The sequence below is a fragment of the Psychromicrobium xiongbiense genome, assembly GCF_030271165.1.
GTDB lineage: Bacteria > Actinomycetota > Actinomycetes > Actinomycetales > Micrococcaceae > Renibacterium > Renibacterium xiongbiense.
Map to the genome: position 1 here is coordinate 168,008 of NZ_JASSZH010000009.1, position 24,913 is coordinate 192,920.

At 63.5% G+C, this 24,913-nt stretch carries 27 protein-coding genes and 1 tRNA gene; 6 read left to right on the top strand and 22 right to left on the bottom strand.

What is annotated here, in order from left to right; all coding sequences use genetic code 11:
- Positions 1-55: 55 nt before the first annotated feature.
- From gndA to QQM37_RS03480, 8 genes are all read right to left on the bottom strand, one after another.
- Positions 56-1,492: an NADP-dependent phosphogluconate dehydrogenase gene (gene gndA / locus QQM37_RS03445; protein WP_285725025.1), complete on the bottom strand. Its 1,437-nt coding sequence runs from the start codon at positions 1,490-1,492 to the stop codon at positions 56-58.
- A 288-nt stretch (positions 1,493-1,780) separates the two neighbouring features.
- Complete coding sequence (locus QQM37_RS03450) at positions 1,781-2,092, bottom strand: hypothetical protein (RefSeq protein WP_285725027.1); 312 nt, start codon at positions 2,090-2,092, stop codon at positions 1,781-1,783.
- A gap of 107 nt (positions 2,093-2,199) precedes the next feature.
- Complete coding sequence (locus tag QQM37_RS03455; RefSeq protein ID WP_285725029.1) at positions 2,200-2,796, bottom strand: DinB family protein; 597 nt, start codon at positions 2,794-2,796, stop codon at positions 2,200-2,202.
- A gap of 21 nt (positions 2,797-2,817) precedes the next feature.
- Positions 2,818-3,819 (bottom strand): alpha/beta hydrolase, encoded by a 1,002-nt coding sequence (locus QQM37_RS03460; protein ID WP_285725031.1) that lies wholly within the window; start codon positions 3,817-3,819, stop codon positions 2,818-2,820.
- Positions 3,820-4,270: 451 nt separating this feature from the next.
- Entirely contained in the window at positions 4,271-4,456 is a 186-nt protein-coding gene (locus QQM37_RS03465; RefSeq protein WP_285725033.1) for a hypothetical protein, read from the bottom strand.
- Positions 4,457-4,968: 512 nt separating this feature from the next.
- Positions 4,969-5,041 (bottom strand) — tRNA-Val (locus QQM37_RS03470).
- Positions 5,042-5,116: 75 nt separating this feature from the next.
- Positions 5,117-5,572, bottom strand: coding sequence for a redoxin domain-containing protein (locus QQM37_RS03475; RefSeq protein WP_285725034.1), 456 nt, complete (start codon positions 5,570-5,572; stop codon positions 5,117-5,119).
- Positions 5,569-5,979, bottom strand: a complete 411-nt coding sequence (locus QQM37_RS03480; RefSeq protein WP_285725035.1) for a DUF3052 domain-containing protein — start codon at positions 5,977-5,979, stop codon at positions 5,569-5,571. Before QQM37_RS03480 ends, QQM37_RS03475 begins: the two co-directional genes overlap by 4 nt.
- Positions 5,980-6,315: 336 nt before the next feature.
- On the opposite strand from QQM37_RS03480, the gene aceE reads away from it, so the two are divergent.
- From aceE to QQM37_RS03510, 6 genes are all read left to right on the top strand, one after another.
- Complete coding sequence (aceE, locus tag QQM37_RS03485) at positions 6,316-9,069, top strand: pyruvate dehydrogenase (acetyl-transferring), homodimeric type (RefSeq protein WP_285725037.1); 2,754 nt, start codon at positions 6,316-6,318, stop codon at positions 9,067-9,069.
- A gap of 249 nt (positions 9,070-9,318) precedes the next feature.
- The gene (locus tag QQM37_RS03490; RefSeq protein WP_285725039.1) at positions 9,319-10,566 is read left to right on the top strand and encodes a PucR family transcriptional regulator; all 1,248 of its coding nucleotides are present in this window, start codon (positions 9,319-9,321) and stop codon (positions 10,564-10,566) included.
- 102 nt (positions 10,567-10,668) lie between these two features.
- Positions 10,669-11,619 (top strand): ACP S-malonyltransferase, encoded by a 951-nt coding sequence (locus QQM37_RS03495; RefSeq protein WP_285725041.1) that lies wholly within the window; start codon positions 10,669-10,671, stop codon positions 11,617-11,619.
- Positions 11,616-12,674 (top strand): beta-ketoacyl-ACP synthase III, encoded by a 1,059-nt coding sequence (locus tag QQM37_RS03500; protein ID WP_285725043.1) that lies wholly within the window; start codon positions 11,616-11,618, stop codon positions 12,672-12,674. The genes QQM37_RS03495 and QQM37_RS03500 overlap by 4 nt, the downstream gene beginning before the upstream one ends.
- A 151-nt stretch (positions 12,675-12,825) precedes the next feature.
- On the top strand, positions 12,826-13,071 hold the full coding sequence (locus QQM37_RS03505) for an acyl carrier protein (RefSeq protein ID WP_285725044.1): 246 nt from the start codon (positions 12,826-12,828) through the stop codon (positions 13,069-13,071).
- Positions 13,072-13,167: 96 nt separating this feature from the next.
- On the top strand, positions 13,168-14,403 hold the full coding sequence (locus QQM37_RS03510) for a beta-ketoacyl-[acyl-carrier-protein] synthase family protein (RefSeq protein ID WP_285725046.1): 1,236 nt from the start codon (positions 13,168-13,170) through the stop codon (positions 14,401-14,403).
- A gap of 98 nt (positions 14,404-14,501) precedes the next feature.
- On the opposite strand, the gene QQM37_RS03515 is transcribed toward QQM37_RS03510, so the two are convergent.
- The 14 genes from QQM37_RS03515 to QQM37_RS03580 form a co-directional block, all read right to left on the bottom strand.
- Positions 14,502-15,005, bottom strand: a complete 504-nt coding sequence (locus tag QQM37_RS03515) for a DUF3145 domain-containing protein (RefSeq protein WP_285725048.1) — start codon at positions 15,003-15,005, stop codon at positions 14,502-14,504.
- Positions 15,006-15,201: 196 nt separating this feature from the next.
- Positions 15,202-16,197 carry a tyrosine recombinase XerC gene (locus tag QQM37_RS03520; protein WP_285725050.1) on the bottom strand — a complete coding sequence of 332 codons (996 nt, stop codon included), beginning with the start codon at positions 16,195-16,197 and terminating at the stop codon, positions 15,202-15,204.
- 123 nt (positions 16,198-16,320) lie between these two features.
- Positions 16,321-17,703, bottom strand: coding sequence for a DNA-processing protein DprA (locus tag QQM37_RS03525; RefSeq protein ID WP_285725052.1), 1,383 nt, complete (start codon positions 17,701-17,703; stop codon positions 16,321-16,323).
- Positions 17,700-19,235: a YifB family Mg chelatase-like AAA ATPase gene (locus QQM37_RS03530; RefSeq protein ID WP_285725055.1), complete on the bottom strand. Its 1,536-nt coding sequence runs from the start codon at positions 19,233-19,235 to the stop codon at positions 17,700-17,702. The genes QQM37_RS03525 and QQM37_RS03530 overlap by 4 nt, the downstream gene beginning before the upstream one ends.
- Positions 19,232-19,591 (bottom strand): YraN family protein, encoded by a 360-nt coding sequence (locus QQM37_RS03535; protein ID WP_285725056.1) that lies wholly within the window; start codon positions 19,589-19,591, stop codon positions 19,232-19,234. Before QQM37_RS03535 ends, QQM37_RS03530 begins: the two co-directional genes overlap by 4 nt.
- Positions 19,592-19,726: 135 nt before the next feature.
- Positions 19,727-20,053 carry a DUF2469 domain-containing protein gene (locus QQM37_RS03540; RefSeq protein ID WP_285725058.1) on the bottom strand — a complete coding sequence of 109 codons (327 nt, stop codon included), beginning with the start codon at positions 20,051-20,053 and terminating at the stop codon, positions 19,727-19,729.
- A gap of 74 nt (positions 20,054-20,127) precedes the next feature.
- Positions 20,128-20,859 carry a ribonuclease HII gene (locus QQM37_RS03545; RefSeq protein ID WP_285725060.1) on the bottom strand — a complete coding sequence of 244 codons (732 nt, stop codon included), beginning with the start codon at positions 20,857-20,859 and terminating at the stop codon, positions 20,128-20,130.
- Complete coding sequence (lepB, locus tag QQM37_RS03550; protein WP_285725062.1) at positions 20,859-21,548, bottom strand: signal peptidase I; 690 nt, start codon at positions 21,546-21,548, stop codon at positions 20,859-20,861. Before lepB ends, QQM37_RS03545 begins: the two co-directional genes overlap by 1 nt.
- A 23-nt stretch (positions 21,549-21,571) precedes the next feature.
- On the bottom strand, positions 21,572-21,946 hold the full coding sequence (gene rplS / locus QQM37_RS03555) for a 50S ribosomal protein L19 (protein WP_285725064.1): 375 nt from the start codon (positions 21,944-21,946) through the stop codon (positions 21,572-21,574).
- A 200-nt stretch (positions 21,947-22,146) separates the two neighbouring features.
- The gene (trmD, locus tag QQM37_RS03560; protein WP_285725066.1) at positions 22,147-22,950 is read right to left on the bottom strand and encodes a tRNA (guanosine(37)-N1)-methyltransferase TrmD; all 804 of its coding nucleotides are present in this window, start codon (positions 22,948-22,950) and stop codon (positions 22,147-22,149) included.
- Positions 22,951-22,953: 3 nt separating this feature from the next.
- Positions 22,954-23,535, bottom strand: a complete 582-nt coding sequence (rimM, locus tag QQM37_RS03565; RefSeq protein ID WP_285725068.1) for a ribosome maturation factor RimM — start codon at positions 23,533-23,535, stop codon at positions 22,954-22,956.
- Positions 23,536-23,641: 106 nt separating this feature from the next.
- Positions 23,642-23,884: an RNA-binding protein gene (locus QQM37_RS03570; protein WP_285725070.1), complete on the bottom strand. Its 243-nt coding sequence runs from the start codon at positions 23,882-23,884 to the stop codon at positions 23,642-23,644.
- 1 nt (position 23,885) lies between these two features.
- Positions 23,886-24,311, bottom strand: coding sequence for a 30S ribosomal protein S16 (rpsP, locus tag QQM37_RS03575; protein WP_285725414.1), 426 nt, complete (start codon positions 24,309-24,311; stop codon positions 23,886-23,888).
- A gap of 158 nt (positions 24,312-24,469) precedes the next feature.
- Entirely contained in the window at positions 24,470-24,898 is a 429-nt protein-coding gene (locus QQM37_RS03580) for a hypothetical protein (protein WP_285725072.1), read from the bottom strand.
- Positions 24,899-24,913: the final 15 nt, after the last annotated feature.

Here is a 24,913-nt window from a genome sequence, read left to right on the forward strand (position 1 = left end):
TGGCGCCACCCCGACCGGGGTGGCGCCATCGTCGTTCAGTAGATGAAACGGGCCGTCAGTGGCTGTCCGTTGCCTCGATCTCGCTGCGGTCCTCGCCCCAGAGAGTGTGGAAGGTCCCCGGGCGGTCAACACGCTGGTAGGTGTGCGCTCCGAAGAGGTCCCTCAGGCCCTGGATCAGCGCAGCCGGCAGGCGGTCGCGACGCAGACCGTCGTAGTAGGCCAGCGAGGAGGAGAACACCGGCACCGGGATGCCTAGCTGCACTGCAGTGGCCACGACCCGACGCCAGGCCGGCAGCGCCTCAGCGATCGCTTCGACGAAGGCCGGCGCGAAGAGCAGGTTGGCGGGTTTGTCCTCCGCGGAGTACGCCGCAGTGATGTCCTTGAGCAACTCTGCACGGATGATGCAGCCACCCCGCCAGAGCCCGGCGATCTCGTCCAGCTTCAGATCCCAGCCGTACTCCTTGGCAGCGCTGGTCAGCATGTCCAGACCTTGCGCGTAGCTGACCAGCTTGGAGGCAAAGAGCGCCTTGCGGACGTCCTCCACGAAGTTCTCGCCGAGCACCACTTCGCTGGTGCCTGCGGCCAGGAGGCTCTGGGCTTCTTTGCGCTGCTCAGCCTGGGATGAGATGCCGCGGGCAAAGACGGATTCGGCGATGCCGGAGACCGGGGAGCCGAGATCCAGAGCCGACTGTACGGTCCAGCGGCCGGTGCCCTTCTGTGCGGCGGCATCCACCACGACATCGACGAAGGGCTTGCCGGTGGCGGCATCGACCTGGGCCAGTACTTCTGCGGTGATCTCGATCAGGAAGGAGGAGAGCTGGCCCTTGTTCCATTCGGTGAAGATCTCGGCCTGCTCGGCCGGTTCGATGCCGGCGCCGTTGCGCAGCAGGTCGTAAGCCTCACCGATGACCTGCATATCCGCGTATTCGATGCCGTTGTGCACCATTTTGACGAAGTGACCCGCACCATCGGTACCGATCCAGGCGCAGCAGGGCTCGCCGTCGACGTGGGCGGAGATCTTCTCCAACATCGGGCCGAGGGAGTCGTAGGATTCCCTGGACCCACCAGGCATAATCGAGGGGCCGTTGAGCGCGCCTTCCTCGCCGCCGGAGACGCCGATGCCGACGAAGTGGAGCCCCTTCTCGGCGAGGGCTGCTTCCCGGCGACGAGTGTCCTCGTAGTGCGAGTTACCGGCGTCGATGACGATATCGCCCTCGTCGAGCAACGGAACCAGCTGGTCCACCACGGAGTCGACCGGTGCGCCGGCCTTGACCATGATCAGGACGCGGCGCGGCTTCTCCAGGGAGTCTACGAGTTCCTGGAGGGTTTCCGTCCGGATGAAGTCGCCCTCGGATCCGTGCTTGGCGAGCAGTTCATCAGTGCGGGCCGCGGAACGATTGTGCAGGGCCACCGTGTACCCGTTGCGGGCCAAGTTGCGGGCCAAGTTGGCTCCCATGACGGCCAGGCCGGTGACACCGATCTGTGCGGGCATTCTTCCTCCATAAGGTGGGTGATTCGGATAGCAAAAGCTGACTCTGAGCCTAGTACGATCCGCTCCTGATGCCTCAGATGTGACAGCCTGATTCCGCAGTACGGACACAACTGCACCAGCTTCGCTCGCTGCCCGGATGCCGGACACCCGGCTTCCCCGGACTCCCATTTTGCAGAGTATGCGTGGGGCTGTATATTGGTTTTCGGCTTCCCACTCTGGCGTCCCCCAATAGCCAGAGTGGGAAGCCTTTCCAATGCCCGGGTGTTTTCGCCCCCTGAGGGCTCGCGGTTAGCGGTAGCGGTCGGGCCCTGTGGATGAGCCCATTGCGGGAAAGTAGCCGTACCGCTCCCGATAGGCGTACTTCCACCGGAGGCGCGCTGTGCCGATCCAGAGCAGGACGCCACCCAGACCCACAAAGAGCAGTCCAATCAGTGAGGGAATCACCATCGACATGCCACGCGCGGCCACGAACGGAAGGCCAGCGCCGGCGGCGATCAGAAATGCACCGAAGACAAACGCCACCCAGGGAAAAGCAAAGTAGCTGCCTCTTCCCTGTCGGATGTAGGCGAAAGGCTCTCTCAACGGCTTCTCTCCGGGCATCTTTGTCCTTCCATTGCGAACTGTGGAATCCGTTCAGTGAATCAGCAACACCAGCAACCTCACCAGGGCACCGCCACCACGCGCCTCCTTCACCGGGCGTCGCTCCTTCATCCTATCCCTGCCGCTTGGGCCGTATCGTGAGCGGCCCGCTCCACACCATCGCGATACTTGGACCAATGCTCCTCGTCAAAGTCCGGCAGATTGGGATTCCTAGGCGAGTACCCGACGCTGCCGTCAATCAGCTCGCGGATAATGTCCGCGTGCCCAGCGTGGTGAGCGGTCTCCATCGTCATGTGGAGCAGGAGTTGCTGCAAAGTGACGCTACGAGTCTCGGATCGCCACCAGGGAACCACGCCGGGCGCATCCAAAGGTAGCGCCTCAATGGTGGCATCGCTGTGGGCGGCGGATGCCTCGTGGAGGTCCAGCACACTCTGTACCGATTCACCCTCCGACAACCACAGGTCCGCGTTGTCTTCCGCACCCGGCTCTGCCCAGGGCATCGGGTAGCCGAAAATCCGCCCGAAGTACTCCGCCTCAGTCGTGGCCACGTGCTTCACTGGCCCTAAGAGATTGGTCCCGGTCCGCGTCACGGGACGGCTCAGGTCGTACTCGCCCAACCCCTGCAACCTGGCCAGCAGTGCCGCCATATTCGCCTTCACGTAGCGGTGCAGGGTGGCCTTGTGATTCTCAACGGGATGAGTCATGCACCGGGCCTATGCCAGAGCTCAGACCGGCCCAGGGGCGGGCGGCATCGTGAATATCACTTCCAGCCAGCCGAGGATTATGCTCAGGCTCTCGGCATCGAGATGAGTGTCAGGATCGTTGTACCCGTTGCCCGGGGAAGCGGCTACTTCAGCCGGAGTGCGTCCATCCTCCTTGAACACGTGATTCGCGTGGGGCGGGAAGACGAACGTCACCTGGGGCATTCCCTCTGCGGCGCGCTGGAGCGGATCGCCATCGGCGTGCTGATCAATCTGTACGTCGTGGCCGCCGATCAGCACCAGCACGGGAATCCGGACGCCCGCCAACGAATCACCGGCGGATTCAACCCAGAGTTCCCGGGCCAGCGGCAAATTTGCCGGAGTCTCGAAACTAGCCAGCACCATCCGCACGCTTTCCGGAATGGCTGGATCTGGATTCATCGGCTGGCCTGCAGCGTACCGGGCGGCAGCCTCCTCAACTTTCGGTATCAGCTGATCCCCACCCGGAATCTGGGAGGCTTGAAGCGTCAGCTGGGACAACAGCACCTCCTGGACCGGACGGCCTGGCGGTGCTGCAAGCACGATGCCGACGAATGGCCACGGCTGATCGCTGGTGGCATAGTGCAGAACGTGCAGGGTGCCTTCGCTGTTACCGAGCCCAACGATTCTTGACGCATCCACAAAGTCCTGTGCCGCGAGGGCTTGAACGGCCGCCGCCAGTTCATCCAGATGCGACTGCATGCTCAGGTTCCCCACCAGCTTGGGCAGGTTTTCCATCACGTGCGGGCCCGAGGCCCGTTTGTCGTATCGGATCGAAGCGATACCAACCTCGGCGAAGGCCTCCGCAAAAAGTCGCCCACTCCCGTTGCTTCCGGGCAGCATAGGCGAACACCAGTCGCGGTCCGTTGGCCCGCTCCCGGCAACCAGAACCACCGCGGGAAAGGGGCCAGCCCCAACAGGGCGGACCATCGTCCCGTTCATGGTGATGCCGTCCAGCTGCCAGGAGATATCGATCGAATTCGCCATTCCTTATCTTGGCATCTTGGCACGCTCAAAGCACGGTGTGAGGTGGCGGAATCGTTTAGACGCTACAGAAAACCCCGGGACTGATGGCAGGGGCTAATGGTGGGGGCTTCGTGGCGCCGTGGTCCACGTTGACGGGTGTCTGCGATTGACGCATCTGAACCAGATTTCCCGGTTCAGATGCGTCAAAGTCTTAAGCACTTACCATCCGATCCAGCCAGAAGATCGTTGAATTCTGGGGATCTTTATGTACACGGCGCCCAGTAAGTGCGCAAAACCTTGACGCCTTACCCAACCATCAGCCGTCAGATAACTGACACCACGCGACATTGGCTCATCGATGCAAAGAGAGTCAGACGGAGCACGCCAGCGGCTCGCTCACAGTTGCGGCGGCAAACTTGAAGAGCCGACCAACTATCAGGGCAAAGTTGATGGTTGGGCGGCCCTGTTGTTGTTAGCGGCGTCCGTCGCGGATTTGGTAGATGCGGGGACGGCTGAGCCCGGTCGCTTCGACACGGTCGACTACTTTTGTCCCGGCAGCGATTTGAGCACGGATCAGGTCATCTCGCTCCTTCTCCAGCTCGGAGAGTGCCGCAAGTCTGGCAACGATAGTGCGCAGGGGCTCAAGATCCGTGGTCATGATGGCTCCTTGTCGGGGCGATGATGGTGGTGACCGCCAAGATGATCAGCAAGGTGATGCTTCCAGTCTTCATGAGCGTCTTCATGAGCGTGCATGTGGCGGATAGTCCAGGCGTCTCAACATGTCTACCTCACATTTATCTGCAATAGATGTGAGGTAGACAAAGAAAATCTCAAGCGCGAGACCCGCCAGCTGAGCGCATGTATCACGCACTGGCTGAATCAGCGCGGCATCGTCCAGACCGTCCATCCCCTTGGCGGAGAGGAGCGTGCGGACACGGTCAACGTACTGGTAATCGAAATTCGCAGTGTGACGAGCAGGGCTGCAGGCTTCTTCAGGTGTGGCTCTCTGGATCGATTTTTGGGGTAAAAGCCAGGGAGGTTTTGAAGTTGCAGAGAGTCGTAAAGTGTTGCAAATTCAGGGTTTTCCCCACCCGGGCAGAACTGACCAGCCAACGCAAAAACCCCGCCGTTTCAGGCCTACAAGCCTTGAAACGACGGGTTTTCGGTGGGTGGGCCCTACCGGGATCGAACCGATGACATCCACGGTGTAAACGTGGCGCTCTACCAGCTGAGCTAAAGGCCCTCGCAGAGCTACGGGAGCTTCTGCGATCCCCCACTCTACCCGATCATGTGGGAAACCCAGGAACCAGAAACAGAGCTACAGCGCATCCAGTAAACCTCGGTACTCTTCCCAGGACCGAGGCTGCGATGCCGCCGCCCCGAATTGCGCGGCCACCACGCCTCGCTCATCAATCAGGACGGTGTGCCGCTCGGGCACGCCGCGGCGTTCATCGAGAGCCTGGAATTGCCTCGCCACGTCACCATGCGGCCAGAAATCGCTGAGCAGGTCAAAACTGAGGCCTTGTTGCTCTGCATAAGATTTCAAGACATAGCGCGAATCCGCAGAGATGGCGAGCAATCTGGCCGCCACGAACTCCTCGAGGTGCTCCTGAAGCACGGCGAGTTCCTCGCCGCACACCGGAGAAAAGGCAAAGGGAAAAAACACCAGGAAGACAGGTGTTCCTCGAAGCGCCGAAAGCGAAACTGTCTCGCCATACTGATTACTCAGCGAAAAGTCGGGCGCAGTCCGGCCAAAAAGGGCCTCCGCCGTCATTTCTTGCGGCGAGGCACCAGTCGCGTGGCGGACCAGTCCTCGCTCACCCCTGCCGAACTGGTCACATGCAAGCCTGCTGTGGGTGCGGCTTCCAGGACTTCCGCGGGCGAGACATAACCGGGGCGCCCGGATTTGGGACTCAACACCCAGACCACACCGTTTTCGTCCAGACCGGTCAGAACATCCATCAGGGCATCCACCAGATCGCCATCGTCATCCCGGTGCCATAAGAGCACTGCATCGGCGACATCGTGCTCATCTTCCTCAAGCAACGGCCCACCGATCAGATCTTCGATGTCCTCCCGCAGGCCAAAGTCGACATCGTCGTCGTACCCGAATTCCTGAACGACGTCACCGTCACGGAATCCCAGCCGCTGTGCCCCGGTCGTTGTCGCGGCCTCGCTCACTGTTGCCTCCTGGTCTTCTGGCTGCACTGCCCCCGTCCGCGATCCGGTCGGCGCATGCAGATGCCTACCACAAGAAAACACCCTATTTGCTTTCGCTTCAAGCGTGCAGCGCGTGGATACACCAGTATCCGGCCTTCAACACCTCACAGATGGCCGCCACAGCAGTGCCACGGTCATAGTCCAGGCGCGGCTACGCATCCCGCGTTCTGCCGGTCTAGAGTGGTGCGTGGATTAGCGCGTCCACCTGACGCGATCCGACGATGTTGGCGTCAAGGCGCGGCATCACCCGTGCCCGGCAAGAACGCCCGGCAGGAAGCTTCACAAGAGAGGTTGGACGTGGCTGCTGGAGAAGAGAATTCTCACATTTTGAGCGTGCTGACGAATCAATTGCCTGACCGTGATCCGGAAGAGACGGCTGAGTGGATCGAATCGCTGGACGCACTCATCCAGGAACAGGGCACTGAACGAGCACAGTTCATTATGCGGTCCCTGCTTCAGCGCGCTGGTGCGCAGAGCGTTGGTGTGCCGATGGTGACCACCACCGACTACGTCAACACCATCCCCGCAGACCAGGAGCCCGAGTTCCCGGGCGACGAAGAGATTGAACGCAAGTACCGTGCCTGGCTGCGCTGGAATGCCGCCATCATGGTCCATCGCGCGCAGCGCCCCGGAATCGGCGTCGGCGGCCATATCTCCACCTATGCCGGTGCTGCCACACTCTACGAGGTGGGCTACAACCACTTCTTCCGCGGCAAGGACCACCCGGGCGGCGGTGACCAGGTCTTCTTCCAGGGCCACGCCTCCCCTGGTATGTACTCGCGCGCCTTCATGGAGGGTCGACTCACCGAGGAAGATCTGGACGGATTCCGTCAGGAGAAGTCGCGGGCGCCGCACGGGCTCTCCTCCTATCCGCACCCCCGTCTGATGCCGGACTTCTGGGAATTCCCCACAGTCTCCATGGGCATCGGCCCGATGAACGCGATCTACCAGGCCCAGTCCAACCGCTACCTGCACAACCGCGGCATCAAGGACACCAGTGAGCAGCACGTCTGGGCGTTCCTGGGCGACGGCGAAATGGACGAGCCGGAATCGCGTGGCCTGCTCCAGCTCGCTGCCAACGACAAGCTAGACAACCTGACCTTCGTGGTCAACTGCAATCTGCAGCGTCTGGACGGCCCGGTTCGCGGCAACGGCAAGATCATGCAGGAACTCGAAGCCTTCTTCCGCGGCGCCGGCTGGAACGTCATCAAGGTCGTCTGGGGGCGCGAGTGGGACTCGCTGCTGGCTCAGGACACCGATGGCGCACTGGTGGACATCATGAACACCACGGTCGATGGCGATTACCAGACCTTCAAGGCCGAGTCCGGCGGGTTTGTGCGTGAGCACTTCTTCGGGAAGTCCCCGCAGACCAAGGAAATGGTCGCGGATATGACCGACGAGCAGATCTGGAACCTCAAGCGCGGCGGCCACGACTACCGCAAGGTCTACGCGGCCTACAAAGCAGCTACCGAGTTCAAGGGCAAGCCGACCGTCATCCTGGCGCACACCGTCAAGGGCTACGGGCTGGGTACTCATTTCGAGGGCCGCAACGCGACCCACCAGATGAAGAAGCTCACGCTGGCGGATCTGAAAGCCTTCCGCGATCTGCTGCGCATCCCGATCACGGACGCCCAGCTTGAGGCCGATCCCTACCAGCCCCCGTACTACCACCCCGGGATGGAGTCTCCGGAGATCAAGTACATGATGGAGCGCCGTGCTGCATTAGGCGGCTTTGTTCCGGAGCGCCGGCACAAGTACGCGGAACTGACTCTTCCCAGCGACAAGGCCTACGAGGTGGCCAACCGTGGCTCCGGCAAGCAGCAGGCCGCCACCACGATGGCCTTTGTACGCCTGCTCAAGGACCTCATGCGGGACAAGGAATTCGGCAAGCGTTTTGTGCCGATCATCCCCGACGAGTCCCGGACCTTCGGCATGGATGCGTTCTTCCCCACGGCCAAGATCTACAACCCCAAGGGGCAGAACTACCTTTCCGTGGACCGCGAACTGGTGCTGGCCTACAAGGAATCTCCGCTGGGCCAGCTGATCCATCCCGGCATCAATGAAGCGGGCGCGGTCGCAGCCTTCACCGCCGCGGGAACCTCCTATGCCACGCACGGCGAGCCGCTGATTCCGATCTACGTCTTCTACTCGATGTTCGGTTTCCAGCGCACCGGCGACAGCTTCTGGGCAGCAGCGGACCAGATGGCCCGTGGCTTTGTCATCGGGGCCACAGCTGGACGCACCACGCTGACCGGCGAAGGCCTCCAGCACGCTGACGGGCATTCGCATCTTCTGGCCGCGACGAACCCTGCCGTGGTGTCCTACGATCCGGCCTACGGCTACGAGATCGGCCACATCATGCGTTCCGGCCTCGAGCGGATGTACGGCACGGATGAGACCCTCACCGACAAACAACGCAACGTCATGTACTACCTCACGGTGTACAACGAGCCGATCGTCCAGCCGGCGGCTCCGGAGGACCTGGATGTAGAGGGCGTCATTCGCGGCATCTATCTGTTGGCACCGGCCAAGATTGACGGCCCGCGCACTCAGCTTCTGGCCAGTGGCGTCGCTGTTCCGTGGGCTCTTGAAGCTCAGCAGATCCTGGCCGATGACTGGGGCGTCTCCGCGGATGTCTGGTCCGTGACCTCTTGGACCGAGCTGCGCCGCGACGGCCTGGAAGCCGAGGAAGAGCACTTCCTGAACCCGGGTTCCGAGGAGCGGACGCCGTTTGTTGCCTCTCAGCTCGCCGGAGCAACCGGCCCGGTGGTGGCTGTTTCGGACCACATGAAGGCCGTACCGGATCAGATCCGCCAGTTTGTGCCCAACGAGTTCGCCACCCTGGGTGCGGACGATTTCGGCTTCTCCGATACCCGTGCGGCTGCCCGTCGGTACTTCAAGATCGACTCGCACTCCATTGTGGTACGGGCCCTGGAGATGCTGGCCCGCCGCGGCGAGGTGGACTGGCGCGCTCCCGGCGAGGCGATCGCCAAGTACCGGCTCGATGACGTCAACGCGGGGACCAGCGGGAACGCCGGCGGCGACAGCTAGAGCCGAGGGGCCCCGTCCGAGCCTGTGAGGATGGGGTAGGCGCGACGCGCTAGAGCCGAGGGGCCCCGTCCGAGCCTGTGAGGATGGGGTAGGCGCGACGCGCTAGAGCGCTGACGATGGCTGACTGAAGGCCGGTTCTTGGAGACACTCTCCAAAGAACCGGCCTTTTGTCTCTGCCGGAACAGCCTCCTGGGCTGATTTCTTGTTGAATCTCCACAAAATATCGGGAATCTGACCTAAGCTCGGCTCATGCCCTCGAGTCGTAAGAGCACGCCGGGAATCCTGACGCCTCGCCCCTATCATCCACAGACCCTCGCCAATCTGCGAGCCAAGCTGGGTGAACTTTCCACCGCCACCACCCAACAGCTCGATGCCTCTCTGCCCTGGTATCGCAGGCTCGGCGCCGAAGAACGCAGTGCCCTCGGGCTCCTGGCCCAGAACGGCATCAGTTCTTTCGTCAGCTACTACCACAAGCCGTCCTCGGCGGGCTGGGTGTTCACCGACGTCTTCGGCAATGCCCCCACCGAGCTGGCCAGTTCCATCAGCCTGCAGCGCGCACTCCAGCTCATCCGGATTGTCGTGCAGATGGTGGAGGACCGGGTTCCCGAGCTGGCGGCTCCCGGCGACGAGGCAGCCCTGCGCGAGGCAGTGCTCCGCTACGCACGCGAGGTGGCTTTTGCCGCTGCCGACGTCTATGCGCGAGCCGCCGAGTCGCGCGGCGCCTGGGACACCCGCCTTGAGTCACTCATCGTCGATGCCATCCTGCGCGGTGAAAGCACCGACTCGCTCCGCTCCCGGATCGCTGCCCTGGGTTGGAAATCGACCGGGCGTTTCACCGTGATGGTCGGCACCACGCCGGCGGCGACCGGACCCGCACTGGTCAATGAACTGCGCCGTGCGGCCAGCACTCATGCCGAAGACGCCCTGGTTGGCATCCAGAGTGATCGCCTCATTCTGGTTCTGGGAGGGCTCTCGGAGCAGGAGTCGGCCCTGCTGCGACTCAGCGAACTCTTCGGCAAGGGCCCCGTGGTCTTCGGCCCGGAGGCTGCCTCGCTGGCCGAAGCCAGCGAATCCGCCCGTGCTGCCTTCGCCGGGCTGGCCGCCGTGCAGGCCTGGCCACAGGCTCCACGGCCGGTCGCTGCCAATGATCTCTGGCCCGAACGTGTTTTCAACGGCGACGACGACGCCCGCCGCGCCTTGATCAGGCAGGTCTACCGGCCCCTGGTGGCGGCATCGAACGGGTTGGTGGAAACCCTGAGCGCGTATGTCGATCTGGGTCATTCCCTGGAAGCCACGTCCCGGGAACTCTTCGTGCACGCCAACACCGTGCGTTATCGCCTGCGCCGGGTCGCGGAGATCACCGGCTGGGATCCGCTCATACCGCGCGAGGCCTTCGTCCTGCACAGTGCTCTGCTGGTGGGACGTCTGCTGCAGGGGTCAGCATCACGGGCCAGCACACACCATGAGCGGGTTCCCCCAAAAAAGTCCTCAAATTAGCTGTCTCTTACTGAATATTTTGTGGAAACCCTACAAACGACTCGAATCAGCTTGGTATCAAGAAATACCGTTGTCAGCGCCAATCTTTGAAAGGCTTAGTGCGTGATTGCAATCGTGTGCCCCGGCCAGGGAGCTCAGACCCCTGGTTTCCTCCAACCCTGGCTGGAGCTTCCCGGCGTTGAAGAGCATCTTGCCGAGTTGGGAGAGCTTGCCGGACTGGATCTGGTACGGCACGGCACCACCTCCGATGCGGAAACCATCAAGGACACCGCGGTAGCTCAGCCGCTCATCGTCGCTGCCGGGCTGATCAGCGCGGCCGCGCTCTTCGGCAGCGCGAAACTTCCCGCCGCCGTCGGCGTCGTCGCCGGGCACTCCGTGGGTGAAATCACCGCGGCTGCTCTCACCGGGGTTCTCAGTGAAGAGGAAGCCATGCGGTTCGTCCGCGAGCGGGCCAACGGCATGGCAGCCGCCGCAGCATTGACCCCGACCGGTATGAGCGCCGTCGTCGGCGGCGATCCGGACGAAGTTCTCGCAGCGATCTCCGCCACCGGACTGACTCCGGCCAATCTGAACAGCCCCGGGCAGACCGTCGCTGCCGGAACCCTCGACCAGCTGGCCGCCCTGGCCGCGAATCCACCGGCCAAGGCTCGCGTCATCGCCCTCCAGGTTGCCGGAGCCTTCCACACCCTGCACATGCAACCGGCCGTCGGCGCCCTGGAGATCCTCGCCCCGGCGCTCCACCCCCACGAACCAGCTGCGACCCTGCTGTCCAACTACGATGGCGCCGCAGTCGCATCGGGCGAAGCGGCCCTGCAGAGCCTGGTGGCTCAGGTTTCCCGCCCCGTCCGCTGGGACGCCTGCATGCGCACCATGACGGGTCTGGGCGTCACCACCCTGATTGAACTCAGCCCCGCCGGCACCCTCACCGGACTGGCCAAGCGCGCGATGCCGGGCGTCACCACCCTCGCCGTGAAGACCCCGGCAGACCTCGATGCGGCACGGACACTGCTGGAGCCCGGCACCGCCCCGGCCGACGGGCAGGCATCCGAATGACTGCGACGTTGAAGCAGCCCGCGCCCCGGGCACACTCGCGCATCCTGGGCCTGGGTTCCTACCGCTCCGAGGTCGTCGTCACGAATGAGGACATCTGCCAGTGGATTGATTCCTCCGATGAGTGGATCCGCCAGCGGACCGGCATCGTGACCCGGCTGCGGGCCCCGCGGGAAGTCAGCGTCATCGATATGTCCGAGGCGGCTGCCCGGCAGGCCCTGGCGGCTGCCGGTATTGAAGCCAGCCAGCTCGGTGCCGTCATCGTCTCCACCGTGACTCACCAGTACGCCACGCCGTCGGCCGCAGCGCTGCTGGCCGACCGACTGGGTGCTACCCCGGCGCCTGCTTACGACATATCCGCCGCCTGCGCCGGATACTGCTATGGAATCGCCCAGGCAGATGCCCTGGTCCGCTCCGGTGCAGCCAACTATGTGCTCGTGGTCGGCAGCGAAAAGCTTTCCGATGTGATCGACAATCACGAACGGACCATCTCGTTCCTGCTCGGCGATGGCGCCGGTGCCGCTGTCGTCGGCCCTTCCGAGGTGCCCGGTATCGGTCCGAGCGTCTGGGGCTCCGATGGCGGCAAATGGGATGCCATCGGCATGACGCATTCGCTGCTGGAGGTGCGTGACCACGCCGAAGCGGCCAAGCTCGCCACCGGCCCTGACGACCTGGCCCTGATCTCCGGTGCCGTCGGTCTGTGGCCGACCCTGCGCCAGGACGGTCAGACCGTCTTCCGCTGGGCAGTCTGGGAAATGGCCAAGGTGGCCAAGCAGGCACTCGAAGCTGCTGGTGTGGAAGCATCCGATCTTGCCGCATTCGTGCCGCACCAGGCCAATATGCGCATCATTGACTCGCTGGCCAAAGAACTGCGACTGCCGGAGCATGTTCTGGTGGCCAGGGACATCGAGGACACCGGGAACACCTCGGCCGCTTCGATCCCACTCGCGACTGCCCGGCTGCTGACCGAGCATCCCGAGCTCAGTGGCGGGCTGTCCCTGCAGATCGGCTTCGGGGCTGGCCTGGTGTTCGGCGCGCAAGTGGTGGTTTTGCCGTAATTGTGCGGCGTTCAACTCACAATTTCATAGTTTTCGGCAGCTCCAGGGACGCAACACCCCGTGGGGCTCGCCGCTCAGGCCGCAATCGTGGTTTGATCGACACTGCCTGCTCATGAGGTTGAGCGGCACTACCGAGGAAAAGGAGCCGTCAATGGCTAGCAACGAAGAGATCCTGGCCGGACTGGCCGAAATCGTCAATGAAGAGACCGGACTGGCCCCGGAGGCTGTTGAGCTGGATAAGTCCTTCACCGAGGACCTGGACATCGACTCCATCTCCATGATGACCATCGTGGTCAACGCTGAAGAGAAGTTTGGCGTGCGCATCCCCGACGAAGAGGTCAAGAACCTCAAGACCGTAGGCGACGCCGTCAACTACATCGCCAGCGCGCAGGCCTGATTCGTCGCAGCTGAGATCGTTTGGTCGGCTTGCGGCTCGTCGTTCCCGTCGGCCGCAAGCCGAACCTGTTTTATACCGCATCAAGAGAGTGAAACCATGACCCGCAAAGTAGTCATCACAGGCCTGGGAGCCACCACCCCCATCGGTGGGGATGCGCCCACCACCTGGCAGAACGCCCTTAAGGGTGTTTCTGGAGCACATACGCTGACCGATGATTGGGTCGCCGAATTCCAGCTGCCGGTGACCTTCGCAGCGAAGGCCAGCACTCCGGCCAGCGAAGTACTCACTCGCGTCGAGGCGAAGCGGCTGGATCCCTCCAGCCAGTTCGCCATCATCGCCGCCCGTGAAGCCTGGGCCGATGCCGGCAGCCCCGAGGTCGATGGCAGCCGGTTCGCAGTCTGCTTCGCGACCGGCATCGGCGGTGTCTGGACACTGCTGGATGCCTGGGACACTCTCCGTGACCGCGGTGCACGCCGCGTCCTGCCGATGACCGTGCCCATGCTGATGCCCAACGGCGCAGCAGCGGCGGTCAGCCTGGACCTCGGCGCTCAGGCTGGTGCGCATACGCCGGTATCAGCCTGTGCCTCCGGAACGGAAGCCCTCCACCAGGCAGTGGAACTCATCCGCTCCGGCAAGGTGGACATCGTGATGGCCGGTGGTACCGAAGCCGCCATCCACCCGATCACTCTGGCAGCGTTCTCCTCCATGCAGGCCCTGTCCAAGCGCAATGACGATCCGGAGCACGCCTCCCGTCCTTATGATCGCGATCGCGATGGCTTCGTCATGGGTGAAGGTGCGGGTGCGCTCGTCCTGGAGGCCGAGGAGCATGCTCTGGCCCGTGGCGCCAAGATTTACGGCGAATTGGCTGGCACCTCGGTGACTGCTGACGCCTATCACATCACTGCCCCTGACCCGGAGGGCCTGGGTGCTACCCGTGCACTCAAGGCGGCGTTGTTCGATGCGCGGGCCCAGGCGGAGGACGTCGTTCATGTCAACGCCCATGCGACCTCAACCCCGGTCGGTGACAAGCCGGAGTACACGGCACTGCACGCCGCACTGGGCAAGCACGTAGACAATGTGGCGGTCTCCGCCACCAAGTCCCAGATGGGCCACCTGCTGGGCGCCTCCGGCGCTGTGGAGGCGGTCCTCACCGTGCTGGCCGTGCACGAGCGCAAAGCACCGCTGACCATCAACCTGGATCATCAGGACCCTGAAATCCCGCTCGATGTGGTGACCAGTGCCCGCGATCTCCCTCAGGGCGATATCGTGGCGCTGAGCAACTCCTTCGGTTTCGGCGGACACAACGCCGTCGTGGTGGTCCGCAACTACTAAAGAGTGCATCAACGTTGCAGGGCCGGTTCAACTGCTGAACCGGCCCTGCAACGTTGTCTAAAGGTTGAGCCGATCGATGCCCCTTTCTGGGGTGCCGATCAGCCCACCCGGTGCAGCCAGCGGACGGGTGCACCTTCGGCCGCATGCCGGAAGGCCTCAAGTTCTTCGTCCCAAGCCTCTCCCAGGGCCAGCGAGAGCTCATGGTAGACCCGTGTCGGGTCACCCTGAGCGGCCTCGTAGGCATAGCGGATGCGGTCCTCAGAGACCATGATGTTGCCCTGGGCGTCGGTGGTGGCGTGGAAGATGCCCAATTCCGGAGTATGTGACCAGCGCCCACCGTCGACGCCGGTGCTGGCCTCTTCGGTGACTTCGTAGCGCAGATGCGCCCAGCCGCGGAGCGCGGAAGCTAGGAGTGCGCCAGTGCCCTGCGGCCCGTTCCAGGCCAGTTCAGCGCGATACATTCCGGGCGCGGCAGGCTGCGCCGTCCACTCAAGGTCGGTCCGACGATCCAGCACGGAGCCGATCGCCCACTCCACGTGAGGGCACAGCGCAGTAGGGGCTGAGTGCACAAAAAGCACCCCACGCGTCATCACAACAGACATCCCATCCTCCAGACAGTAGGTGCGTCTTCCCCAACGACCTGCTCCAGGAGCGGTATCCGCGTGCACGTGCGCCGCACAGCAGCGTCCCATGTAGTTCTTCGATCATTGTGCCGTACCCGAAAGGATTTGACCAGCGGGGCAGGCGCGGTGCGTGGTCATCGAACGCCAGGTGAACCGATGCGGATCCGCTTCGCCCTCAGGCGCGTGGGTGCGCCTGCTGATAGCTGGAGCGCAGTCGCTCCACCGAGACATGGGTGTAAATCTGGGTGGTTGCCAATGATGCGTGACCCAGCATCTCCTGCACCGCCCGCAAGTCAGCCCCCCCATCCAGGAGGTGGGTGGCCATCGTGTGCCGTAGTGCATGAGGTCCGCTCGCCCGGGTGTCCCCCAGACCGGCCAGAGCGCGTTCGACGACGCTGCGTACCTGACGTTGATCGATTCGTCCGCCGCGCGCGCCCAGGAAGACGGCCGCGCCCGACGCCGGAGTGAGCAGAGCTGCCCGGCCAGTCTGCAACCAGATGGTCAGTGCCTGCGCCGCTGGGAGGCCGAAAGGGACTGTTCGTTCCTTGTTGCCCTTGCCCAGAACACGCACTGTGCGCCGATCAAAATCACAGTCGTCGATGTCCAGGGCAGTCAGCTCACCGACACGCAATCCTGAACCATAGAGCAGTTCCAGCATCGCCCGGTCGCGTTGTTCCACCGGGGATGGTGGTGCAGTCTCGTCCGCACGGGTGAGGGTGCCTGGCGCTGCTGTTCGCGGCGATGACCCGGTTGCCGCAGTACCGGCAACATCCAGCAAGCGATGAACCTGATCCTGGTGCAGCACTCCCGGCAAGGTCTTCTGCCGTTTTGGCGCTGCGAGGCGGAGCGCGGGGTTGGCCTGGATCAGTTCCTCCCGGATGGCCCAGGCGAAGAAGGTGCGCGCGGCAGCAACCCGTCGGGCCATGGTGGAACGTGCCAGGCCGCGCGCGTTCTGCTCCGCGAGCCACCATCGCAGTTCCTTCAGACCGATCTGCTGAAGACCGGCACACCCCTGGCTCTGGGCAAAGGCCAGGAGTGAAAGAATATCCGCCTCGTAGGCGCGTACCGTATGTGGAGATCGTGCCTTCTCGGCAGCGACAAAGTTCAGGAACGCCTCCAGAACAGCCCTGAGCGCGGGCTCAAGGCGCGGGGGCTGTTCCTGAGAGGGCATGCCTCCACTCTGCGCGGTCGATGAGGTGAGATCAAGTTGCAGCACCGGGTCGTGAGGGCTTCTTCTGCCGGCCCGGTCAATTGCATGTCCAGATCAACGTGCCGGTTGCGTGGTGATCTGTCGTTATCCATCCGCCGATGGCGACGGCGCGGCGACTTTGATCCAGCCTCGCTCGATCCGTCGGGCCAGGCCCATCAGTTCGAGCCGCCCCAGACCCGCTCTGACCGCGCTGAGGCCCAACCCGGCCACGGACCCGAGCTGTTCCACCGAGGTGGCCCTCCGGACAGGTAGGGCATCCCATAGCCGCAGATCCTCCCCCGGAAGTCCGTCGTAAACCCGGCGCAGCCCGCGCTGCTCGGCTGCCTCGTGGTGGCTCCTCTGTTGGCCGATTCCGACCTGGCCTCCGCGATCGGCGTCACTCGGGTAGGCATCGACCTCCGGCTGCACAGTCTCGGCCGCTCCCAGCGGCTCGATCAGTTCCAGTGCCTCCTCGGTGTCCGTGACACAGATAGCCCCCTCGCGCAGCAGGCGGTGACATCCGGCCGAATTCGCTGACATGACCGAGCCCGGGACCGCGGCCACCGGCCGACCGATCTGTGCCGCATGATGCGCCGTGCTCAGGGCTCCGCTGCGCCATCGTGCCTCCACCACGATCGTGGCACCCGCCAGCGCTGCGATCAGTCTGTTCCGCTGGAGAAACCTGAACCGGGTGGGATTTGAGCCAGGCGGCACCTCTGCGACCAGCAGACCACGGGCAGCGACCGAACGTAGCAGTTCCTCGTTGCCTGCCGGATAGAAGCGGTCAAGGCCGCCTGCCATCACCGCCACCGTGGGAAGCTCCGCAGCCTCCGCAGCAAGTGCAGCACGGTGAGCTGCGGCGTCGATCCCGTAGGCTCCTCCGGAGAGAACGGTAACCCCGCGCTGTGCCAGTTGGTAAGCCAGATCCGCCGTCACTGCGGCACCGTAGGAGGTGGAGTCTCTCGAACCCACCAGCGCCAGGGTGCGGCCTCGACCGAGCTGAGTGATGCGCTGTTCCGCCAGCTGGCGTTGGTCCTGCAGCGCGGTGATGCCGCCCGCCCGGGGTGCCGCCGCGATTCGGTACCAGAGTGCCAGCGGTTCCATCAGTTCGAGGTCACGCAAGCTGCTCGGCCACAGATCGTCTTCGGGGCAGAGCAGTCCCCCGCCCAGGCGCTCCATGGTCAGCAGATCCCGGTCCGGGTCCAGACCGGAGAGCCTGGCTTTCCAACGCTCTTGCGCCGCGCTCAATCCGCTCCAGGGATGTTCGTCCTGATCACCGAGTAGTTGGTTGACCTGAATCAGGTCCTCCTCAGCTGCCCGCCGATGTCCGGAAATCAACCTCATGGTTTCCCAGGGGCCGAGCACGTTCACCACGGCGTAGCCAGCGGTATCTGAAGGTTCCATGATCCTGCTCAGTGCGGCCCGCGCCCGCTGCACATCGCTGTATCTGCGTGGACTGGCATGCAGCTGCTCAGCTTCTGTACTCATCGTGCCGCCCCTTGCTGTCGAAGGCTGAGTGCCAACCCAATCTGTTCAGCCCCGGGCTGTTCCAGCCCGGCCAGATCCGCCAGCGTCCAGGAGATCCGCAGCACCCGGTCATAGCCGCGGGCGCTGAGCAGGCCGCGCTCTAGCGCGGTATTCAGGATCTGTGTGCTCCCGCCCGGCAGTCGCAGGGCACCGCGGAGCAGTGGCCCGGGAACCTCGGCATTGAACCCGAGCGAATATTCGGCCAGCCGTCTTCGCGAGCGCTGCTGAGCAGCCGAGACCCGGGCCGCCACCGTGGAGGAGGGTTCACCCTGGCTACGCTGGGCCAGCTGCGCCACCGAGAGGCGAGGTACTGCGAGTTGAATGTCCACCCGGTCCAGAAGTGGGCCGGACAGTTTACCAAAATACCGGCGACGTACCTGCGGGGTGCAGCTGCAGTCCTTGCCTTTCCCGCTGGCCTGGCCGCAGGGGCAGGGATTGGCCGCCAGAACCAGCTGGAAGCGTGCCGGGTAGCTGGCGACCCCAGCCGCCCGCTGAAGGACCAGCTCCCCGCATTCAAGGGGTTGCCGAAGACCATCCAGAACCCTGCGATCGTATTCCGGAGCCTCATCAAGAAACAGAACCCCTCGATGCGCCCGCGAGGCGGCACCCGGGCGGGGCATCCCGGACCCCCCACCGATCACCGCAGCAACGCTGGCGGAATGGTGCGGCTGTTCGAAAGGCGGACGCCGGTCCAGGACGCTCACTCCTCCGGTCAGTCTGCTGAGGGAGTGGATAGCGGCAACCTCCATGGCTTCCTCGTCCGTGAGGTCGGGCAGTATGCCCGGAAGCCGCTCTGCGAGCATGGTTTTGCCCGAGCCAGGGGGTCCTGTCAGCAGAAGATGATGTCCACCAGCTGCCGCCACTTCGAGGGCCAACCGAGCTTCGTCCTGGCCTGCCACCTCGCTGAGGTCCGCTACCAGTTGCTGACGGCGTGGTTCTGCGTGCGCCGTGACGATGGGTTCCAGGTCGAGCACCAGATGCTGAGGATCAGCGCCAAAAGCACAGGCCACCTGACCTAGCGAGGCGAAGCCTGAGACCCGTGCACCGGGCACCAGTTGCGCCTCCGCAGCATTGGCCTCTGCCACCACGATGTCCCGATGCCCTGCTTTCACGGCAGCCAGCACGGCAGGCATCACCCCGCGAACCGGCCGTAGCCGCCCGTCGAGACCCAGCTCCGCCAGGAAAACCGTCAGACCACTGTCCCGGACGTCCCGGGCGGCCTGGAGTGCTGCCATCACGATGGCAAGATCGAAGGCGCTTCCCCGTTTGGGCAAGGGTGCGGGCAGCAAATTTACTGTGATTCGCCGCTGGCTCAAGGGGATACCGGAGTTCAGCGCTGCGGCCCGGATGCGCTCCCGCGCTTCCTGCAAGGAGGCATCGGGCAGACCGAGAATCTGAAAGCTTGGCAGGCTCTGCCCGATATCCGCCTCCACCTCCACCAGATGGCCACGCAGGCCCATCAATGACACGGCAAACGTACGTCCCAAGCTCATCGGAACACTCCCCGGAGATGCTCAATCACTGGCTCTTCCCGACCAGCGGAGAGCACCGCCACGGCATCGATGCGCAAGGGCGAACTGTAAAAGCCATGATGACGGGCCCAGAGCACGGCCAGCGCTCGAAGCCGATGCATCTTCGCATCGGTGATCGATTCAAAGGGATGCCCATACCGCAGTGAGCGGCGGGTTTTCACCTCGACCACCACCAGGATCTCCGCATCGAAGGCAACCAGATCAATCTCACCCTGTGGACAGCGCCAATTGCTGTCCACCACCCGCATACCGCGCCGTTCGAGGTAGTCTGCCGCCAGGTTCTCGCCCAGCCTCCCCAGTTCACGTTTGCTGCTCATCACCTCAGTGTTGAGGATGTGCCCGCCCGAGCGGATCGAAATGGGGTGTCTGGGCCGGTTATGTGGATAAACTCAAGGATTTCCGTGCCTGTGGAGGAGGAGCCAGCGGCGGTGATACCAGCTCAGAGCGCCGGGCTAGTTGCCCAACGACTCCGGCTTCGGTAGCTCAAGATCGTCCGATTTGGCCAGTTCCTCAACATTGACGTCCTTGAAGGTGACCACACGGACACTTTTGACGAAGCGCGCAGAACGGTAGACGTCCCAGACCCAGGCATCCTGAAGGGTCACATCGAAGTAGACCTCGCCATCAGCGGACCGGGCCTGGACTTCCACATGGTTCGCCAGATAAAAACGCCGCTCCGTCTCCACCACATAGTTGAAAAGACCGACGACATCTCGATACTCCCGGTACAGCTGGAGCTCAACATCGGCTTCGTAATTCTCGAGGTCCTCTGCGCTCATATCCCCTATCCTTCCACGAACCGTCCGCGACGCGGCATCGCCCGGGTTCTCCGTCGGCATCGCCCCCACAGCACTCAGGAACTGGTCAGCCGCCAGCTCTGCCGGTGCCATTCGCTGACCCCATGGCTGGCGATGGCCGCTCGATGCGCGGCTGTGGCGTATCCCTTGTTGACCTTCCAGCCGTAGGCGGGATATTGCTGGTCCAGCCCAGCCAGCAGCTCGTCACGTTCGACTTTGGCCAGAACGCTGGCGGCAGCGATGCTCAGACAACTCAGATCGCCCTTCACCACCGTAGTCACCGGGACCTCCACCGCCGCGACCGGCCGTTCCTCCGGGCCGCCATCGTCCGGTACCAGGGCAGCAAAAAGATCGTCCTCAGGAGGGGAAAGCCAGTTGTGCGAGCCATCCAGCAGCACAGCATCCACCAGTAGTCCGGCCTGGCTCACTTGCTGCCAGGCGCGACCTCCCGCCATCCGCAGTGCAGCGGTCAATCCGTGGCGGTCGATGTCCGCAGCACTGGCATGCCCCACGGCGTATCCGACGGCCCAGCGCTGAATCAGCGGAACCAACTCCTGACGCTCCTTCGCGGAGAGCAGCTTGGAATCCCTCACGCCGACAAGGGGCTGCTGGTGCGAAGCGTCGATCACCACCAGTCCGACGCTCACCGGACCGGCCAGAGCGCCACGGCCCACTTCATCGACCCCGGCGATATACCTGGCTCCCTGCGCCATCAGGGACCGCTCCCTGGCCAGTGTGGGGGCACTCTTCGGATCAAGGGTGGCCCTCTGAGCCCGAGCAGCCGCCATCACAGTTGACCTGCCGAGGCGCCAGGATCGGTGCCAAGCTGAATCCGCCCCACACCGGTGAACCGGCCCAGCGGCCAGACAATCTGAATCGGCCGCCCGATCACCCGGTCCCGTGCAACGAATCCGCCGCCCGGAGCACCCAGGAGGGACCGTGAGTCGACAGAGACCGAGCGGTGGTCCCCCATCACCCAGAGCCGGCCTGCGGGCACCACCACGTCGAAGTGGGTCTCGCTCGGAGCATCCCCCGGGTACAGATAAGGCTCATCGAGCGGAGCCCCGTTCACAGAGAGCTTCCCGGCGGCCGTGCAACAGACCACGTGGTCCCCGGGCAGCCCGATGACGCGCTTCACATAGACCGTGTCGCTGCCCACCACACCCAGGAACTGGCCCAGTCCGGCCAAGGCATCCAGCGTGGCGCCCCGGCCGGAATTCAGCGGGTCAAAGGACCCACGACCGTCAAAAACCAGCACATCTCCACGGTGCAGTGCGCCGAAGGTGTAGTCCGTCCGGGAGACGGCGACCCGGTCTCCGGGCAGGAACAGCGGCTCCATGGACCCGGAGGGGATGGCATAGGTCTCGATCCAGAGCGCCCGGATCAGGCTGCTGAGCAGCACAACGACCAGTATCATGACCAAAACAGAACGCCAGCCCAGTTTCCTGGACCGGCGTTCTGTTGAGGATGTCGACATCAAAAATCAGTCAGGACGGCCGACTACTTAGTCTTGGCGTCCTTGACCGGAGCGTTGTCACGCTTTTCCTTGATCTTGGCAGCCTTACCACGCAGCTCGCGCATGTAGTAGAGCTTGGCCCGGCGAACGTCGCCACGGGTGACGACCTCGATCTTCTCGATGATCGGGGAGTGCACCGGGAAGGTACGCTCCACACCAACACCGAAGGAGACCTTGCGAACCGTGAAGGTTTCGCGAACGCCATCGCCCTGACGGCCGACCACGAAGCCCTGGAAAACCTGGACGCGGGACCGGTTGCCTTCAATGATGTTCACGTGCACCTTGAGGGTGTCGCCAGCACGGAAAGCGGGGATGTCGCTGCGCAGGCTGGCTGCGTCAACGGAATCGAGGATGTGCATAATGCATCTCCAGTGAACGCCACAGGTCATCCACCTTGGTCTGACGGCCGCTGGTCAACAAGACCAGGCCGAAGAATGAGAGAACCGGTTCATGCCAGAGAGGCGAACCGGTGTATCCGCTGACCAGGTCTGACTCCCCCTGTGGCAGGAACAGACCAGCAGACACAACGATCCATTCTGCCACATGGGCGGAGCTGGGGCTAATTTTCTCCCGGGTCGGAGGCTACAGACCGCACGGCACCATTCTGGACGGCAAATCCTTCGATATGCAGGATCTCCAGGTCATTTCGGTCCAGCTGAGCCGGATCCAGCCTGGCGATCAGGTCCGGACGGCGCGCAGCCGTACGACGGAGTTGTTCATCGCGACGGAACCGCGCGATCTTCGCGTGGTTGCCAGAAAGCAGAACCTCCGGAACGTCCGCCTCTCGCCACCGGGAGGGCTTGGTGTACACCGGGTACTCCAGCAGGCCGTCCTGATGCGATTCCTCGACCAGCGAGAGAGGGTTGCCGACGACGCCGGGAATCAGCCGGACAATCGCCTCCACCATGGCCAGCACGGCCACTTCTCCACCGTTGAGGACGTAGTCCCCCAGACTCATTGGTCGGACGACGAAATGCCCGGCTGCCCATTCCAGCACCCGCTCATCGATGCCCTCATAGCGTCCGCAGGCGAAGACCAGATGGTCCTCGGTGGCCAGCTCCTCGGCCCGGGCCTGAGTGAACACCTCTCCCGCCGGGGAGGGAACAATCAGCGTGGGACGCTGCACCTCCGACCCTGCAGGAATCACCGATTCGAGAGCACGTGCCCAGGGCTCAGCCGCCATCACCATGCCAGCACCGCCGCCGTAGGGCGTGTCATCGACACTGCGATGACGATCGGTGGTGAAGTCACGCAGGTCGTGAACCGACAGGTCAACCAGGCCCTCGGCCTGGGCCTTGCCCATCAGGCTGAGATTCAGTGGGCTCAGATAGTCCGGAAAGATGCTGAAGACATCACAGCGCATTGCTCAGCCTTCGTCACCGTCGGGTGCCTGAGAAGCTGGCGAATCGCTGCCCTGCTCATCATCTGGCTGCTCATCGTCGCTGTTCAGATCGAACAGACCGCCGGGCGGGTTGAGCACGATGTACCCACCGGTCACGCTGACCTCCGGGACGATTTCCTCGACAAAGGGCACCAGAACCTCGGCACCCGAGGTCGTCTTCACCACCAGCAGGTCCTGGGCCGGCATCGTCTGCAATGCCGCAACCGTGCCGACCACCCGGTCCCCCACCCGGACGCTCAGGCCCTGAAGCTCGCGCTCGTACCAGCCCTCTTCATCATCGCCCTCTTCATCAGCTGTCTCGAGTAACAGCCGCGCCCCACGCAGCGCCTCGGCGGCGCTGCGGTCAACGATTTCCTCGAACTCCAGGAGCAGGATGGCCTTGTTCCACCGGGCCGAGGCGACAGTCAGCGTGCCGTGGCTGGCCGGATCCGTGGCGAAGACTGCGCCGGGAACGAAGCGCTCTTCCGGGTTGTCGGTGAGAACTTCCACGGTGACTGCTCCACGGATGCCGTGCGGTTTACCGATCCTGGCTACATGGACCTGCATGGATACTCCTGAGGGGTGAATGGGCGGGCTGAAAAAGTAATGGCTCCAGCACCCAGGGTGCCGGAGCCATTACGAGGTTCTCTGCAAAAATGCACGAGGCCAGAGACTAGCGCTGTCGGTCGGTATCCACCACGTCAACCCGGACCTGGCTGCCACCCGGAAGGGCAGCGACCACGGTGCGGAGTGCCCGGGCAGTGCGACCCTGACGGCCGATGACGCGCCCCAGGTCATCCGGGTGAACCCGGACTTCCAGAGTCTCGCCGCGACGGTTGTTACGCAAGCTCACGCTCACGTCGTCAGGGTTGTCGACAATACCTCGGACAAGGTGTTCCAGAGCCTCACTGAGCAAGTTACTCAGCCTCGGTGGTTTCCGTGCTGGCCTCGGCGTCCGCTGAAGTCTCGACCTCTTCGGCCTTCTTCTTGGGCGTGATGGCTTCCTTGATGATCACGGAGCTCTTCTCCGGAGCAACGAAAACATCCTTGGCAACCTTGGTCTTCAGGCGACCTTCAGAGCCTGTGAGGCCCTTGAATTTCTGCCAGTCACCGGTGATCTTGAAGATCTGGGCAACCTGCTCAGTGGGCTGAGCACCCACGGACAGCCAGTACTGGGCCCGCTCGGAGTTGACCTCGATGAAGGAGGGGTTCTCAATCGGGTGGTACTTGCCGATTTCTTCGATGGCACGGCCATCGCGCTTGGTGCGCGAATCAGCCACGACGATGCGGTAGTACGGGGCGCGCATCTTGCCGAAGCGCTTAAGGCGAATCTTAACGGCCACTTTTGTGGTCACTCCTGGTTCAGTATGAGTCGAACCCTTGTCACGCTCCCGTGGGGCGGGCCGATCAGGGGGTTCTGAGGACACGTCACGCGCGGAGAGAGGGTCCACGCGGATCGAGTACCTGTCCATTATGCCAGATGGTTCCGCACCAGGCGAACTTACTGCACGAAGTACAGGGCCACCCGTGCCGATTCGTCGGCGGCGATCACCTGGCTGGCCAGACGGGAGATCTGTCGCAGCCAGCCCTCGGCGAGCTCGGTGGTAGTGTCCAGCTCCTCGGTGGCAGCCCAGCGGGCCGCCAACTCGGTGAAGTCCTCAGGATCTTCCAGAACACCCAGCTCGGCCCAGATCTCGGTCACCGCGTCGGGGACCACCAGCAGGTTGTCGAGGTCGATGTCGACCAGACCCAGCTCTGTCTCCACGCCCTGAGCGTGAACCGTCTGGGCGGCGAGCGTGCCCAGAATCTCCAGATCCAGATCGCTGACCTCACCCAACTCCGCCCGGTGTTCAGGGGCAGCGCCTTTGCCGCGTGCGTAGTCGCTGGCCTGACGATGAGTGGCTAGAAACAATTCCGACGATGCTGACACGAATGACGCTCCTTA